The organism is Coleofasciculus sp. G1-WW12-02 (assembly GCF_040219735.1).
Classification (GTDB): domain Bacteria; phylum Cyanobacteriota; class Cyanobacteriia; order Cyanobacteriales; family Coleofasciculaceae; genus Coleofasciculus.
On sequence record NZ_JAVJRX010000034.1, the window covers coordinates 75,086 to 90,925 of the forward strand.

The window sequence follows — 15,840 nt, forward strand, 5'->3', positions numbered from 1 at the left end:
GGCGGACTACCCTTCGGGAAGGCTTCGCCTACGTTGGTTTAGCAGCGATTTCAATCGCCGTGACCAAACCCCTACGGCGTGGTGAGGAATCGCCGTCCTTGTAGGGCAGTGAGGATGTCAAAATTGACAACGTTGAACCGCTGCAGCGGAATCTCCCCGAATTCGACGGATAGCGACTTCTAGTTCACTTAAATCTTCTTGCAAACCGCAATACTGAACTTGTAGAGTCTGTAATGTCTCAGCTTCCACTGTCTTGCGCTCTTCTAACTGACGCAGTTCAGTTCGAGCCGTCGCTATTCTTTGTTCCGTGGTTTGGATTTCCCCTTGCAGTGTACTTAGGCGTTGTTGTACGGTGCGGAGTTCGCGGCGAGAGACTTCCAGGCGTTCTTGATCGGTTTCGATTTCCCCACGTACCGCCACCAATTGGGCTTCTAGGCTTTGGCGTTCACTCTGTAGAGACTCAACTCTGGCTTGGGCGCTGCTAACCTCTTGTCGCACTTCAACTAACCGTTGTTGAGATTGACGTACAGAGGCTTGAGAGGATTCGAGGCGTTCTTGAGATGTTTCAATTTCCTCCTGTATCGCCACCAGCCTCGCCTCTCGACTTTGGCGTTCACTTTGGAGTGATGTCAATTCGACTTGGGCGGTGTTAATTTCTTCTCGCACTTCAACTAACCGTTGTTGAGATTGTCGCACAGACGTTTGGGAGGCTTCCAGGCGTTCTTGAGCGGTTTCAATTTCCTCCCGTACCGCCACCAGTTGAGCTTCTAAGCTTTGGCGTTCACTTTGTAGAGACTCAACTCTGGCTTGGGCGCTGGTAATTTCCTGTCGCACTTCAACTAACCGTTGTTGAGATTGTCGCACCGCCGCTTGAGAGGATTGGAGTTGGGTTTGGGCGGTGTCAATTTCTTCTCGAATGGCGATTAATTGTTGTCGAGATTCCCGGATTTCGACTTGGAAGGATTGGAGTTGAGTTTGGGCGGTTTGAATTTCTTCGCGCAGGGCGACTACTCGCTGTTGCGATTGATTGACTTGAGATTGAGAGGATTCAAATTGGGCGGTTAGGGTTTGGCGTTCATTCCGCAATGTCTCTAATCGGGCTTCGGCGGTGCGAATTTCGGCTTGCAGCGCTACAAGTCGCTGTTGGGCGCCACGAACTTCGGTGGTAGATTCGCCAGAGGTGGTAAGAATAGAGAGTAAGGTCGTTACTTCCAAATCTGTGCCGTTAAAACTCGCCGCCCGTTCTAAAGACGCGATCGCTTGGTCGAAACGTTCTAATTGATACAGCGCCAATCCCCGCCGTTTCCAGGCGAGGGCGTTTCGCGGTTCAAGTTCTAAGGCTTTGTCACAACTGGCTACCGCGTCTTGATAGCGTTCGAGTTGATAGAGTGCGGCGGCGCGTTCCACCCAAACCGAAGCCATCTGAGCATCAATTTGCAGAAGTTGGTCATAGATAGATAGAGCCTGATTATACTGTCGCAACTCAGATACCAGCACTTGGGCAATTCGCTTGGGTATGACTGTGGTGATTAAGCTTTGTTCATACTCAGATTCGGCGTTCAAGGTTAAGGCTTGTTGCCATGTCGTCACCGCCGCCTGATAGCGTTGTAGTTCGTATAAGGCTTGTCCTTTCTGATACTGAGCTAAAAGATAACTGGGTTGAAGTCGAATCGCTTCATCGTAGGATGCGATCGCGCTTTCGTACTGTCCCCAATTACTAAATATCTCACCACGCCAGTACCACGCCAAGAACGCCTCTGGCTCAATCTGCACGATCCGCTCTAGGATGGCTATTGCTTCGCGATATTTACCCACACCCCGTAACTGGCTCACCTGTTGCCACAATTGATCCAGCAATTGCCCTTGCGCGATCGGCATTGTGGTGGGGGTGCGATCGAACTTTAGAGGTTCAATCGGTGTTTGCACCGTCGCACTGGCGATTCCACCAGTTATCAATGTAGCTAAGGCTACGCCTATCTGAACTGGGATTTTTGACATACTGACTCCTCAGACCTGAAGATACCATCAACGAGAATAACTCTGTTGATAGTTTAAATTAATGTATAACTTTATCAAGTTCTTTGTTTATATACTACTTGTGATTAACAAATCCGTAATATCTTAGCAGAAGTTTAAGAATTAGTTATCTCTAAAGAGAGCGTAGACTGTTTTTTGGGCGACAAAATCATTGGTTCCTATTGACAGGCGGACTAAATTTTCCATGACGCGATCGCTCCTGGTTAAGCTGTCACGCATTTAAAATTGGGAATGGGTAGCGAGCAAGACGCTTGCATTACCACAATTTTGCAGTTGTTGACATTAAGGTTTAAATGCCGAACAGCTTAATCAAGTCAGCACCCTACCTGTGCTATAGTATTATTATGTCAGATTTGACATAATCAATGAAATTATTAGGAACGGAAAACAGGTATGTGGTATTTAAAGCATGAATTATCCCAGCGAGAGCAAGGTTGTTGTTTGGCTCAGTGGCGAGGTAAAGACTCCGCCCTTTTCAGCATCAGCTAGGATTGAGGCAGGGTTGTTGTTACGGAGGTTGCAAGAGGGCGATATGCTCTCAATGCCTATCTCTCGAACCATGCCAAGCATTGGTACTCATTGCCATGAGTTGCGAATCGATGATAGTGAGGCTGATAAAAAGTGGCGAATTGTTTACCGGATTGATTCGGATGCCATTGTTATAGCAGAAGTCTTTCAAAAGACTACCCAAAAAACGCCTAAGCGTGTGATTGAGAATTGTAAGAGACGGCTAAAATTGTATGATGAAATCTCAGGGATGACATAATGGAGAGCTAATGATGGATGCAGTTAAGCGTCAACGTTTAGAAGCAGCGGGTTGGCGAGTTGGCAATGCAGAGGATTTTCTAGGACTTTCACCGGAGGAGGTAGCTTTTATTGAAATGAAGCTGTCTCTGAGTAAACGATTGAGGGAGCTTCGTTTGAGCCAGAAGCTCTCTCAGGAGAGTTTGGCGAACAGAATTAATTCGAGTCAGTCGCGGGTAGCAAAGATGGAAACAAGTGATCCATCAGTGTCTCTTGATTTGATAGTGCGGACGTTATTGGCAATGGGAGCAACTCGTGAAGATGTGGCAGGAGCGATCGCCTCTTCTTCTTCCAGTTTATTACTCTAATTCCCAATAAGGAGTGACAGTGGAAATGCTTGAACTTTAACAGCGCGTCGTTCTATCTCGCAACCTTCCAGAACATCATCTGCAAAAAGGTGACGTTCTAACCCTAATTGATGATGTGCCTCACCCTAGCGGTGGCGAAGATGGATATATTTTGGAAGTTTTTAATGCTGTGGGTGAATCCATTAATGTAATTGCTGTGCCGATTTCCGCCGTTCAAGCCTTGAAAAATAATGAAATTATCACCGTTCGTTCTCTTGATGAATCCGATTCGGTCAGGAGAATTGTTGAGGAAGTCTTGGCGAGCTTGAATATAGGCAGTTTATTGGTCAAACACTTTCTGCCAAAGTTCGATATCGTTGTTTGTGGGTTGCTCTGGAAACATGGCTTTTAACTTTTATCCCTATCTTATTTCCTTAATGCTTAGTGTTCCACTTTAGAGCAGTCGGGTATTTTTAGGCAAGACTAAAACCTGTCCTCTACAATTACAGCAGATTCAGGAGCGGATAAACCTTTTTCAGCCACTAAAGTGGCTACTACAAACGGTGCGATCGCGTCCTATTGAAATTGCCTCTGAAATCCAGTCATGTCTTAGGATAACGCGGTTGATGAGGCTGATTTATCGCCCTCGCAGTTATCGATAAACCTTTTTAGCCACTAAAGTGGCTACTACAAACGATCACACCCTCTCCGGGTTGACTACCCGCTTGATAAGTTAGTCCGCGTAGGCGGACTTTGTTTGTGTAGCAGCGATTTAAATCGCCATCGCATAAAGGGGATTACAAAAACAAATAAACCCCCCGGAATCCGGAGGGTTGGAGAGATCTCAAAGGAGGAGAGATCAAACCTTCGCTTCTTCTTTCACCAATTTATCCCAACCCAAATCCTTGAGGCTGTTATTGCGACGCAGGGGACGAGTTGCTAACTCCAGAATATCCCGCGCATTGGTAAAGCCGTGAATCTGAGCAAATGTAAACTCAACGGACCACTTGGTATTAATTCCTCGCGCTTCTAAGGGATTCGCATGTGCCATTCCCGTAATTACCAAGTCCGGTTTCAACTCATAAATTCGCTGAATTTGATTGTAGTTATCCGGTTTCTCGATAATCTTCGGTGTCGGTACTCCCATCTCCTGACAGGTTTTCTCCAGCAGATCCAATTCCGCCTTTTGATAACGCTTATCCATATAGGGAATGCCAATTTCTGGACAAGTCATCCCGCAGCGAATCAGGAAACGAGCCAGGGAGATTTCCAATAAGTTATCCCCCATGAAGAAAACCGACTTACCGCGTATTAACTTGACATATTCTTCCAGGTTTTCCCAAATATTCGCTTCCCGTTCATCTAACCCTTTCGGTTCAATTCCAAACACCGAACAAATCTTCTCAATCCAGGCGCGAGTTCCATCGGGACCAATGGGGAACGGTGCGCCGATTAGTTTACACTTGCGGCGACGCATTAAGGTTGTCGCGGTGCGGCTTAAGAAGGGGTTGACACCAGAGACATAATACCCTTCTTCAATCACGGGGAGTTCCGTATATCGCTTCGCGGGTAACCAACCAGAAACCTTAATTCCTTGCTTCTTCAGTTCTAGGGTAAGGTTTGTCACCACGGGGTCAGGTAACGAGCCAAATAATACTAGGGGTGGGTGATCCACATACTCCGATTCTTCAGCCGCTACCTCTTCTTTCTGGCGTCCAAAGTTGAGCAGTTTGGAAATCGCATTCCGTTCTTCTTTTTCCGCTTCTACTTTTGGTGCTTTACTGGGACATTTGTGAGCCATCGCCGCGAGGACTGTATCTTCCCCTTGAGTGAACGCATAGTCCAACCCATTCGCCCGCGCTGTAACAATGGGAATCCCAAGCTCCGCTTCCAGCTTCGGCGCTAAGCCTTCTAAATCCATCTTAATGATTTCCGTGGTGCAAGTGCCAATCCAGACAATTACACTAGGGTTGCGATCGCGCTTAATCTGTAAACATAACCGCTTCAGTTCTTCGTAGTCATTCAGTTGAGCGGAAATATCTCCTTCTTCTAATTCCGCCATCGCATAACGGGGTTCAGCAAAAATCATCACCCCCATGGCATTTTGCAGGAAATAGCCACAGGTTTTAGTCCCAATGACTAAGAAAAAGCTATCTTCAATCTTCTGATATAGCCAAGCCACACAGCTAATCGGGCAAAATGTATGGTAATTTCCAGTTTCGCATTCAAACTCTAGCGATTGGGGGTTTTGAAGCGCTGTCATAATTAATTCTCCTCTCTTCGTTTATTAAAATTTTCATTTGTCATTTGTCCGTTGTCTTTCGTAACTGTTCCTTATTTTTTGGTTCTCGGGTTTGGGTGAATATATGGGAAGAAGCATTGATGTGACAGTGACAACAGATAGTCCCCCAAATGCTTCACCCCTACAAACCTACAAACCTAACCACAAATGACTAATGACCAATGACCAATGACTAATTAAACCATCATCAGGTCAAGTTCTTCTTCCTCTGACGTTACCTTGGGTTGTGGGGGATTCAGGTAGAAGTCAGACAGTAAGGAGAACAACTCGCGATCGGGGGAGTCGTTGGGAATGACTCCTTCTGGACGTGCCAATACTTGATCGGCAATATTGAGATAGTAATCACACACAGGTGTCAGAGATGGATCAGTTTCTGCCATTTCAAAAATGGTTTTTCCCTTAACCCGAGAGATGCGAATATCTTCAATTAAAGGCAGAATTTCCAACACGGGAATGGGTACAGCTTCAATATACTTATCGATCAGATCCCGCTTCGAGGTACGATTCCCGATGAGTCCAGCTAGGCGCAAGGGGTGGGTACGGGCTTTTTCACGCACGGAAGCCGCAATTCGATTCGCCGCAAATAAAGCGTCGAAGCCGTTATCGGTAACGATCATGCAGTAGTCGGAATAGTTCAGAGGCGCAGCGAATCCCCCACAAACTACGTCACCGAGAACATCAAACAGAATTACATCGTACTCGTCAAAGGCATTGAGTTCTTTGAGTAGCTTCACCGTCTCACCGACAACATAGCCACCGCAACCTGCACCGGCTGGGGGTCCACCCGCTTCGACGCAATCAACGCCACCATAGCCTTTATAGATCACGTCTTCTGGCCAAACGTCTTCGTAGTGATAATCCTTTTCCTGAAGCGTATCGATAATCGTGGGAATGAGAAAGCCTGTCAGGGTAAAGGTGCTGTCATGTTTCGGATCACAGCCAATTTGCAACACCTTTTTGCCGCGTCTGGCTAAAGCTACGGAGATATTACAGCTTGTTGTGGACTTACCAATACCGCCTTTTCCATAAACTGAGAGTTTCACGCTTCGTCGTCTCCTATCGTTTGGATCAAAACTGGAATGTTGTCGTAGCTATTAAATGAGCTGGCATCTGGGCTTGGGCTGAGTCGTCAGCCGTTGCTTACCGCCTGCTAATCGCATTATTGACATAACTCCTCTGGAAAGGAAAGGGGGAGTTGGAATGGGATGGGGTTTAAGTCTCCATCTAATGACGCCTATGAATGCCTAAAAGCTTTTATGGGTTCAGAATGACTCTGAAGCCAATTTAAGCAAATTATTCGAGTTTTGTGTATTTTATTTATATAAATGTGAACAAAAGCAAAAAATACGGGTAATTGACCTCAAGGCTGACCAAGCTGGCTCACTTTAGTGACCTGATTCCAGCTCAACGCTGACGGGAAATGGGGTATATAGATGGGGTTTGGCGCGATCGCATCCCCTAAGCTCGAAACACCCTGATCCCCAAAGTCCCTAGATTTACGTCAGTCAGAGAACCTGCGATCGCGGGTTTGGCTTTCCTTCGGCAAGATGGTTGTAAATAAAGATTAATTTTTGTGGCAGTGATTACACTCGCCGCGATCGGCAACCACTGGCATAGCTTTAAATCTATGGTTGCAATATAAATATACATATAACCAAAAAACCAATTGTGTTGAGATCGTTCACCGGAGAAAGGCGGAGCGGGTTTAGTCACATCCCTTGTGCAACCAAAAAGATAATAGTGAAACCCGCCCCTACGCACGCGCCAGGTTCCCTATTGTTTTTAAATAGCATCAGGATAACCACAACCCAATAGAAAAGCCGCGACGCTTGTTTACTACTAAAATAAGATTACTAGCACTCCTTTAACTTCAGGCTTAACAGGGATAAAACTATGAAATTTATCAGCCCCAAGGTCGATTATGCCTTTAAAAAAATATTCGGTTCAGAACAAAGCAAAGAGGTTTTAATCAGTTTCCTCAATGCCATTATTTATAATGGAGAGAAAATTATTCAATCCTTGACAATTGCCAATCCTTATAATCCAGGTCAGGCAATAACCTTAAAAGATACTTATTTAGACATAAAAGCCGTTTTAGCTGACGGCTCTGTTGTTATTATTGAAATGCAAATAGCGCGGGTGACAGCTTTTAGCAAACGGATCGTTTACAACCTGACTAAAGCTTATAGTAATCAGTTAGGAATTGGGGAAAATTACCTGATTCTCAATCCGGTGATCGCCGTAACGATTACGGATTTCATCCTGTTTAACAATACCCCAGATGTGATAAATCAATTTGTTTTTCAGGAAAAAAACAAAAATTTTAAATATCCTGATCCAGAATTGCAGCTAATCTTTGTAGAGCTACCGAAATTCAAGAAGACCTTGTCAGAGTTAACAAGTTTAAGCGATAAGTGGATTTACTTTCTAAAAGAAGCGGCTAGTCTTGATAATATTCCTAATAATTTGGGAGACGTGTCTGAGATAGAACTGGCTTTAAATATTGCCAACCAAGCTAAAATGACAGTAGAAGAGTTAGAAGTCGTGGAGCGGCGGGGGATCATGTTGCAAGATGAGAAAGGGCGGATAACCTATGCGGCAGAACAAGGGGAAGCAAAAGGAAGAGAGAAAGGACGTTTGCAAGAAGCGATCGCTCTAGTTATGCGTTTACTTAAAAAGCGTTTTGGAGAACTGCCAGATGCGATAAGTACGAAGGTTGAAAGGTTGCCTTTACAAGAGTTAGAAAATTTAACCGAGGAGATTTTAGATTTAAATCGTTTGGAGGATTTGGAACGTTGGTTAGACGAACATTCGCCGTCTTAATCAGGTGTACGAGAATCTAGGTACACCAATGGGTTCTCTTGGATCTGGCGTGGAAATTGTAGCAGTAAGCTACAAAATAGATTTTGGTAATCACGCAAATGCTTAAATCTATCCTAGAATAATGTTTGTTTATCACCCATAAATCTACCGATCGCGACGTCAGTAGCAATGCACCCGATGGTTTGTTAGCAAGATGTCTCCAGATTCTTCGCTTCGCTCAGAATGACATGTTAAAATCCAACTTGGTATTAACCCTCTGTCAATAAAGAAAGCCACAACTAAGAATCCCCCCTTTTACTAGAAAAGAGGGGACTCCCAAGGAATAGATTTAGGATTAGATAGAGAGTTCAGTTAGTGCTTCTGTATAGGATTCGCTGGTTGAATAAGTTCGTTGAAGTTACCAGCACTTTTATAGTAAGCCCTTAATTAGCGGGTTGACAATAAAAATCGGTCAACTTTATAAAAACTTTATAGATATCTTGATTAGCTTTATCGGAACTTTATATTTAAGATCATCTGACATTTACAATGGGGGCGGCTAGGAGAGCATCCTAAAAGCGAATGCACGTTCCCGCCGCCCTTGTGGTTATGACAAAAGGAATGATACCAAATCCGCCTTTATCACCCCTTTTGCCACGGCGATTGAAATCGCTGCTACACAAACAAAGTCCGCCTGCGCGGACTAGGTTATAACGGGGATAGCTAACCCGGATTTGGTATAATTACGGTGCTAAAGCGTTTCCGCGCAACAGACTACCAATGGTTTTGGCAGTAATTTTGAGCTGCACCAAAGGATTAGCAGGTACAACCGTTTTGTACAAGTAACTGTCAAATGTGAGTCGCTGCACATCCAGATCCGAACACATCTCCACAAATGCTTCACGAGTCGCATCGGAGCGATAGAATACGGTTTGCAGAATATCCAGCACCTTATAGGTGATGCCGTATTTCTTATCCCAACGCTTGAGATAAAGCTTGAGGTCATCTTCCGTGGGAATGCGAGTTCCACCATTGGAGGTTTCGACAATGGTTTCGGCGCACATCCGCGCGGATTTTGCCGCAAAGTAAATCCCTTCACCGGAAGATTTCGTTACTGTTCCGGCTGCGTCTCCAACTAACGCCACCCGACCAACAACTCGCCGAGGTCTGGGATGCTCTGGAATCGGGTGTGCTTCTACTTTGATAATTTCACCACCGAGGAGTTTCTTTGCTGCACGAGCGCGAATCCCCGCCTGTAGCTTTTTAATTTTGGCTTGGTTAACCTTCATCGTACCCGTGCCAACGGCAACGTGGTCGTATTTGGGGAAGACCCAAGCGTAGAAGTCAGGAGAAACGTCGTTACCCACATACATTTCTGCCAGGTCTTCGTAGTAGTTCATCATGTCCCCTGGTAGGCGAATCCGCTCTTGGAACGCGATCGCATAATTGTAGTCCCCGGCGTCAATTGCCTTAGCCACGCGGGAATTAGCGCCATCAGCACCAATCACCAGGTCTACTTTCAGGGTTTTTTGTACGCCACTGAGACTCCCATCGGAATGGTCGGCGTAGTGAAGGGTATAGGGTTCTGTATTACTTGTGGGAATATCGAGTTTATGAACAGTGCCATTAATTAAATTTGCACCCAACTTGGCAGCGCGGTTCCGCATGAAGCCATCTAGGACTTCGCGGCGGCACATGCCAATATATTCGTCTTCTTTTATCAGGTTGATATCCACCTCTATATTCGATGGCGAGATCATTTTCATCTTTCTGACTCGCCGATCGATAATCTCAGGTGGCAGGTCAAATTCACTAACCATACAGAGCGGAATGGCTCCGCCACAGGGTTTAGCATTGTCTAGCTTGCGCTCAAACAAGTAGGTTTCGATTCCGGCTTTTGCTAGAGTCTCTGCGGCAGACGAGCCAGCAGGTCCTGAACCAACAACTGCAACCCTTAGTGCAGGCATGTTTTCTCCCAATCGTTTTCGAGGTACGGATGGCATGGTATCACGGACGTCTGGCTGATTTCATCACTTAGGTGCGATCGCGGCTCAATTTGAAATACAGCTTAACAATTTGCCTTTACAAAGCTTAATATTTGTCTTATGTCCTTTGTCTTGTGTCATTTGTCAAGAGACAGGCATCTCCATCGTTACAATTGAGAAAACTGTTCAATCCAATACTGGTATGTCAGCACCGCACTTGTCGCCAACACAGACAAGACAAATACTGGTATGTCAGCACCGTACTTGCCGCCAACAAGGTGCAGCAAAAGTCTTGGCAGCGTTTCAAGCCTCACCTGTCAATGGAGTTACAGTTAGCGGTAGCCGCTGTCTAGGAGAATGTGGCAACGGTCCGATAGTCGTGGTTCTGCCTGAAGAAACCTGGTATTGTCGCGTTCACCCCGATGAAGTTCCCGCCGTAGTACAACGGCATATCAAAGACGGACAGCCCGTGAAGGCGATGCTTTATCGCAAGTACCATTGACCGAAGAAAGGCAGATGGCACAAGGGTGGGTTTTGTTGAGAGGTTATTGGTAGATACCACACCCCTATTGACTTCCATGGTATTCGTGGGTTAAAAAGGGAACATCCAAAACTTCACCGTCAACCTCTCCCACCTGAACCTTAAGACCAACGCCTCCAGCTTTGGTGCGGATATAGGCTAAACCTAAGTAACCTTGTTCTGTTTGAGTACAACTGGTTAACTTACCTACTTTTTCCCCATCCACGGTTACCACGGTTCCCGGTTCCACAGGTGCTGGTAAACGCACTCCCCACAATTGCTGCTTGACACCCTTGTAAGTATTTAACCGCGCGATCGTTTCTTGACCGATATAACATCCTTTATCAAAGGAAATCGTATTCCACAACCCAGCTTCTAGGGGATTATAATCCTCTGTCAGTTCGTAATCGGGAAGTGGGCGCCCTTGTTCAATTCGCAACTGCTGCCATACGCGATCGCCCATTGGTGTAGCATTGGCTGTAGTTAAGGTTTGCCATAGCTTTGCCCCATCGCTGGCGGGGACAATTAAGGTATATCCAGGGAGTGCCAAACCACTTCCTCTAGCAATTCGCACATCTATATCATTTAGGTTTAGATGTTGATGACTGCCATATCCCTCTCCAATCGGCAACTGGACACCTAGCTTGGTCAAAAGGGTATCACTTTCAGGTCCAACTAGGCTAAAAATAGCAGTCTCATTCGAGATATCTCCCAATTCTACCCGATCCATAGGAAAGATATAGCGATCCAGCCATTCTAGTAACTGTTGACGCCGATTGGGAGATACTAAAAGTAATACCGCATCTTCAGTAACGTAAGTGGTTACCAGATCAATAGTACGGGCAGTTGAGGTAACAAAAACCGTATCACAACCTTGTCCTGGTTTCAGTTTCTGGAAATCATTGGTACTTTGATTATGCAAAAAGCGCAGTCTATCGTCATCGGAGATTTTCAGCAGTCCCCAATGGGATAGGTCAACTAAAGCCACCCCTTGACGCGCGGCTTGTATAGCGGCTGCATCATTACCGAAACTGGTTGGCACTTGCACCTGGGCAACTGGTTCAAACGTTGCTCCTGCACTACGCTGCATCTCTTGTAAGGTTTGGCTCATACGTCAAATCTGTTGTTAACCCAATACGGCTTAGTTCATAAAAATTGTAGAGTAAAAGATGAACATAGAAAACAGTCATTGAGAATTTGAGAAGAAGTTAACCGCTAAAATTTTTTGTGCTTGCAGGTAAATGACTATATCATGTACTTGTGTTAATGGGTTAGTACAAGCAGCACCCTCTAATTTTTTAGCATTCGCAATAGCTTGATCGAGTTGTGGTTTCAGTAAACCGTAGTAACCTGATTTACTTTTATCATAATCTTCAATACCGACTTTATTAAATTCTTTATTTAACTGAGCGATCACTTGTTTATAATTCTCAAAGGGACTACTTGTATAGCGGTAATGCAGTAAAAACCAGAACTCAAAACAGGGAATCGACAGAATTGGCTTAATTTTGTAGACTGAATAGCGATGAGCATCCATTATAGCTTGCTTATATTCTGGTCTATCCCCATCAAAGAGGCAAAAAACTTCATCATATTTTGCGCTTGAGTTCTTGTTCAGACTTTCCTCGCTGCTTTGGCATGGTTTAAATATTGAGTCCACCGACAAATGGAATAGCTCCATATCGACCTTTTAGATAACCTTTTTGTAGGGATTCATCCTCACAAGGATTAAATTCATGTAAGGAGTAGAGCTTGGTCATACTTTTATCTTTTTCTGTAAACCATATCTGATCGGGACGGAAAATTTCTCCATCGAGAAGACTCGTATCATGAGTCGTGAATATCAATTGAGCCTGGTTTTTATTAATGTCTGGATTGTTAAACATTTTAGCTAGTTCTGTCGATAAAACTGGATGTAGGCTTCTATCCAGTTCATCAATCATTAAAATCTCTCCATCTTCAAGAACGCTCAGCCAAGGTTCAGCAAGTTCAAATAAACGTTTAGTGCCTTCAGATTCGTCCTCTAAGTTAAGTGTTACTATTTGTTCAGAATCCATGGTTCTATGGATAATTTTAATATCGGGAATTTCCATGTCTTTGAATTGTTCCCAATAAGGAAATGGGGTGTTATTTATAGCTTTTTTTCCCTCAGATGCTAAAGGAAAAAGGCGCATCTCTATTTTTATATCTGATATATCAAGATCGGCTTGAATCAGAAGGTTAACAACTTTTTGGCAAAACTCTTTGTCTTCTTCACATCTATCAGCAGTGTATAACCCAGAAAAATATGGGCTAATTAGTGGGCTGATCATATTTAAGTTTTCTTCAAACCAATCAAATAACTTTGTTAACTGAGGGTGGTTATTTTGTGCAGCATGAGAGAGGAATAACGAATTGGAACGCACAAAATTTTTAATTCGTTCTTTTTCTCCTTTTAATCCCGCGCCAAACGACCATTCATAGCCATCATCTGCCTGGAAGTCTGGATTATCTGGCTTATAAGTACGAGAGAACCAAGTCTGGGCACGTTTTTTGGGATAGGCAAGTAGCCATTCTTCATAAACTCGGTTTTCGTCTAAACTCACTCCGTATTCATAACGAATTTTATCATGTATAAAAATGACTTCCAAGTCTGTGGGTCGCTTTTGACATTCAGCATCAAGCAAAAAGGGTTGAACATCAAACTTATCACCCTTTTGCATTCGAGAGGCTGAACTAACTACAATATTCTGTAATATCTGCATGGCTCGCAGTAAATTACTCTTGCCAGATGCATTTGCACCATAGATTACAGCACTGGTGAGTAAGTGTAGATCCTTCGTTCTTGGCATAGGAAAACTATTACTACTAAGCATCGCTTCATCTTCCGAAGCCACCATACTTAAGGTTTGCCGTTCTTTAAATGAACGATAATTTTCTACACTGAACTCAACCAGCATACCTGATCTCACTTCATTAACTATCGAGTCTCATTCAAACATTACACCAAAAACCCTATTGAACACCTAATTAGATGGAGTAGGGGCGCACCGACGTGCGCCCAGAAATCAGTAAAATCTATTCCAAAATTTTAGCTGTGTCATGCCACTACAAGTAGAGGCTATACGTAATTTCCTACTAGCGGCAGAGCCGCTGAATAGCATTTCCAGCTTTTAGCTGGAAACGAAAATTGGTAAGGGTTGTGGCTTAAGTTGACACGCATGACCGACGTGTGCCCAGAAATCAGTAAAATCTATTCCACAATTTTAGCTGTGTCATGCCGCTACAAGTAGAGGCTATGCGTAATTGTTTACTATACAATCACCGGATTTTTCCGATTCTCTGTAGAGGCTTTCGACTTTTCCTGCTGTGCTAAAAACTCCGCCAACTGTCCCTCAATCTGCTCCCTGACAATATGACGATATTCCATAAAATGCTCGTTGTGAGCGCAAACAATTAAATAATGCTCCCAAACCGCCGGATTCCGCCGAATCATACTAAACAAATGATGCCAAAACTTCCAGCGTGTTTTCCGTTTCACTCCCTGTCGCCAACAGACAATCGCCACTGCCTTTAAATCCACCCAACTCGGCAATTTAAACGGGGGTTTACACTTCGGTTCTCCCAGTTTAAGAAAATACCGATACACCCGATCTAAATATTGCTCTGGCTCATATAATTGCCAAAACGCTTCGACATATTCCCTAGCAATTTCTTCTAAAGGTCGCGTGGGGATAAAATTCATTAAAGTCGTCTGGTTAATATTGCCATCTTTCCCCCGGAGTCGTCCCTCCTTATCCAATCGATGCCACAAGGCTGTATTGGGTAAGGCTTGCAACATGGCAAAGGTTGTCGTTGGAATTCCCGTCTGTTCCGCAAATCGGACAATCCGCGAACCGGCACCAGATTTCTCGCCATCAAAGCCGACAATAAAGCCAGCAATCACCCGCAATCCAGCCTCAGTAATAATATCCACAGATTCCGCCAGTGAACTGCGGGTATTTTGGAATTTTTTAGTCAACTGTAAACTATCCTCATCCGGTGTTTCAATTCCCAGAAAGACAGCATCAAAATAGCACTCGACCATTAATTGCATGAGTTCGGGATCTTCCGCCAAATCAATGGAGGCTTCGGTATTAAATCGGAAAGGATACTGGTGTGCTTCTTGCCAAACCTTTAATTCTTTCAGCAATAACTTGACATTCCGTTTATTGCCAATGAAGTTATCATCGACCATAAACACACCCCGCCGCCATCCCAGTTCATAGAGATAGTCTAATTCTGCCAATAACTGGGCGGGTGTTTTCGTCCGGGGCTTGCGTCCATAGAGGACGATAATATCGCAAAATTCACATTGAAACGGACAACCCCGCGAGAATTGCACCGACATTGAATCATAGGCGTCAAATTCCAATAAATCGAAGCGAGGAATTGGCGTGGTTGTCACATTCGGCTTTTCCCCATTAGCGCGGAAGATTCCTGTCTCATCTCCCCGTTGAATCGCCTCAACAAACAGAGGTAATGTAATTTCGCCTTCATCTAAGATCAGATAATCAGTCCCCGCCTCCTGCACCTCATCGGGAACAGAGGTAGGGAAAGGACCACCACAAGCGACACGCTTCCCTCGCCGTTTAGCTTCCCGGATTTGCGCCAGTAAATCCCCTTTTTGCACAATCATCGCCGAGAGAATCACAATATCCGCCCATTCCCATTCCGCTTCAGTGACGGCTCGGATATTGCGATCAACCAGTTTAAACTCCCACGTCTGTGGTAAAATAGCCGCAACAGTGACCAACCCTAACGGAGGAAGTAAAACTTTGCGATCGACTAATTCTAATATTTTTTCATAAGACCAGAATGTCTTGGGAAAAAGGGGATAGACAAGTAATGCTTTCATATTAGAACTAAATCACCTAAACTTTGGCATCGGATAATAGTACAAGTTTTAACACAAAAATCCGGTTAGATTAACAAATCCAACGTCATGAATTTCGAGTGAGTGCTTTACCCCCTAAAGCAAACTTGTCAAGAGATAACTTATCGTTTCTCGAATTCTACAAAACCTTCCCTCAAAACCTCTCAAATCCTCTGCGCCCCTCTGCGTACCCCTCTGCGTACCTCTGC

General features: G+C 44.5%; 13 protein-coding genes and 1 pseudogene. 5 read left to right on the forward strand and 9 right to left on the reverse strand.

The window, feature by feature from the left end; all coding sequences use genetic code 11:
• Positions 1 to 117: 117 nt before the first annotated feature.
• A complete protein-coding gene (locus RID09_RS04945) occupies positions 118 to 1,998 on the reverse strand; it encodes a tetratricopeptide repeat protein (RefSeq protein WP_446334840.1) in 1,881 nt (626 codons plus the stop codon).
• 448 nt (positions 1,999 to 2,446) lie between these two features.
• Here RID09_RS04945 and RID09_RS04950 point away from each other — a divergent pair, with 448 nt between their 5' ends.
• The 3 genes and pseudogenes from RID09_RS04950 to RID09_RS04960 form a co-directional block, all read left to right on the forward strand.
• Positions 2,447 to 2,803 (forward strand): type II toxin-antitoxin system RelE/ParE family toxin, encoded by a 357-nt coding sequence (locus RID09_RS04950; RefSeq protein WP_446334841.1) that lies wholly within the window; start codon positions 2,447 to 2,449, stop codon positions 2,801 to 2,803.
• Between the two features lie 13 nt (positions 2,804 to 2,816).
• The gene (locus RID09_RS04955; RefSeq protein WP_446334925.1) at positions 2,817 to 3,149 is read left to right on the forward strand and encodes a helix-turn-helix transcriptional regulator; all 333 of its coding nucleotides are present in this window, start codon (positions 2,817 to 2,819) and stop codon (positions 3,147 to 3,149) included.
• Between the two features lie 79 nt (positions 3,150 to 3,228).
• Positions 3,229 to 3,411, forward strand: a pseudogene (locus tag RID09_RS04960) (DUF4926 domain-containing protein); the annotation flags it as partial.
• A gap of 576 nt (positions 3,412 to 3,987) precedes the next feature.
• On the opposite strand, the gene RID09_RS04965 reads toward RID09_RS04960, so the two are convergent.
• The 3 genes from RID09_RS04965 to RID09_RS04975 all read right to left on the reverse strand — a co-directional run bounded on the left by RID09_RS04965 (position 3,988) and on the right by RID09_RS04975 (position 7,080).
• Positions 3,988 to 5,391, reverse strand: a complete 1,404-nt coding sequence (locus tag RID09_RS04965; protein ID WP_446334842.1) for a ferredoxin:protochlorophyllide reductase (ATP-dependent) subunit N — start codon at positions 5,389 to 5,391, stop codon at positions 3,988 to 3,990.
• A gap of 215 nt (positions 5,392 to 5,606) precedes the next feature.
• Positions 5,607 to 6,473 (reverse strand): ferredoxin:protochlorophyllide reductase (ATP-dependent) iron-sulfur ATP-binding protein, encoded by an 867-nt coding sequence (gene bchL, locus RID09_RS04970; protein ID WP_446334843.1) that lies wholly within the window; start codon positions 6,471 to 6,473, stop codon positions 5,607 to 5,609.
• 415 nt (positions 6,474 to 6,888) lie between these two features.
• Entirely contained in the window at positions 6,889 to 7,080 is a 192-nt protein-coding gene (locus RID09_RS04975; protein WP_446334844.1) for a hypothetical protein, read from the reverse strand.
• Between the two features lie 243 nt (positions 7,081 to 7,323).
• On the opposite strand from RID09_RS04975, the gene RID09_RS04980 reads away from it, so the two are divergent.
• Positions 7,324 to 8,253, forward strand: coding sequence for an Rpn family recombination-promoting nuclease/putative transposase (locus RID09_RS04980; protein ID WP_446334845.1), 930 nt, complete (start codon positions 7,324 to 7,326; stop codon positions 8,251 to 8,253).
• Positions 8,254 to 8,975: 722 nt separating this feature from the next.
• On the opposite strand, the gene chlP is transcribed toward RID09_RS04980, so the two are convergent.
• Positions 8,976 to 10,199, reverse strand: a complete 1,224-nt coding sequence (gene chlP, locus RID09_RS04985) for a geranylgeranyl reductase (RefSeq protein WP_446334926.1) — start codon at positions 10,197 to 10,199, stop codon at positions 8,976 to 8,978.
• Between the two features lie 220 nt (positions 10,200 to 10,419).
• On the opposite strand from chlP, the gene RID09_RS04990 reads away from it, so the two are divergent.
• Positions 10,420 to 10,719, forward strand: a complete 300-nt coding sequence (locus RID09_RS04990; RefSeq protein WP_446334846.1) for a (2Fe-2S) ferredoxin domain-containing protein — start codon at positions 10,420 to 10,422, stop codon at positions 10,717 to 10,719.
• 64 nt (positions 10,720 to 10,783) lie between these two features.
• On the opposite strand, the gene ygfZ is transcribed toward RID09_RS04990, so the two are convergent.
• The 4 genes from ygfZ to RID09_RS05010 all read right to left on the reverse strand — a co-directional run bounded on the left by ygfZ (position 10,784) and on the right by RID09_RS05010 (position 15,613).
• Positions 10,784 to 11,848 carry a CAF17-like 4Fe-4S cluster assembly/insertion protein YgfZ gene (ygfZ, locus tag RID09_RS04995; protein ID WP_446334847.1) on the reverse strand — a complete coding sequence of 355 codons (1,065 nt, stop codon included), beginning with the start codon at positions 11,846 to 11,848 and terminating at the stop codon, positions 10,784 to 10,786.
• A 75-nt stretch (positions 11,849 to 11,923) separates the two neighbouring features.
• Positions 11,924 to 12,418 carry an RloB family protein gene (locus RID09_RS05000; protein WP_446334848.1) on the reverse strand — a complete coding sequence of 165 codons (495 nt, stop codon included), beginning with the start codon at positions 12,416 to 12,418 and terminating at the stop codon, positions 11,924 to 11,926.
• Positions 12,381 to 13,676, reverse strand: coding sequence for an AAA family ATPase (locus tag RID09_RS05005; protein ID WP_446334849.1), 1,296 nt, complete (start codon positions 13,674 to 13,676; stop codon positions 12,381 to 12,383). The genes RID09_RS05000 and RID09_RS05005 overlap by 38 nt, the downstream gene beginning before the upstream one ends.
• A 353-nt stretch (positions 13,677 to 14,029) precedes the next feature.
• Entirely contained in the window at positions 14,030 to 15,613 is a 1,584-nt protein-coding gene (locus RID09_RS05010) for a B12-binding domain-containing radical SAM protein (protein WP_446334850.1), read from the reverse strand.
• Between the last annotated feature and the right edge of the window lie 227 nt (positions 15,614 to 15,840).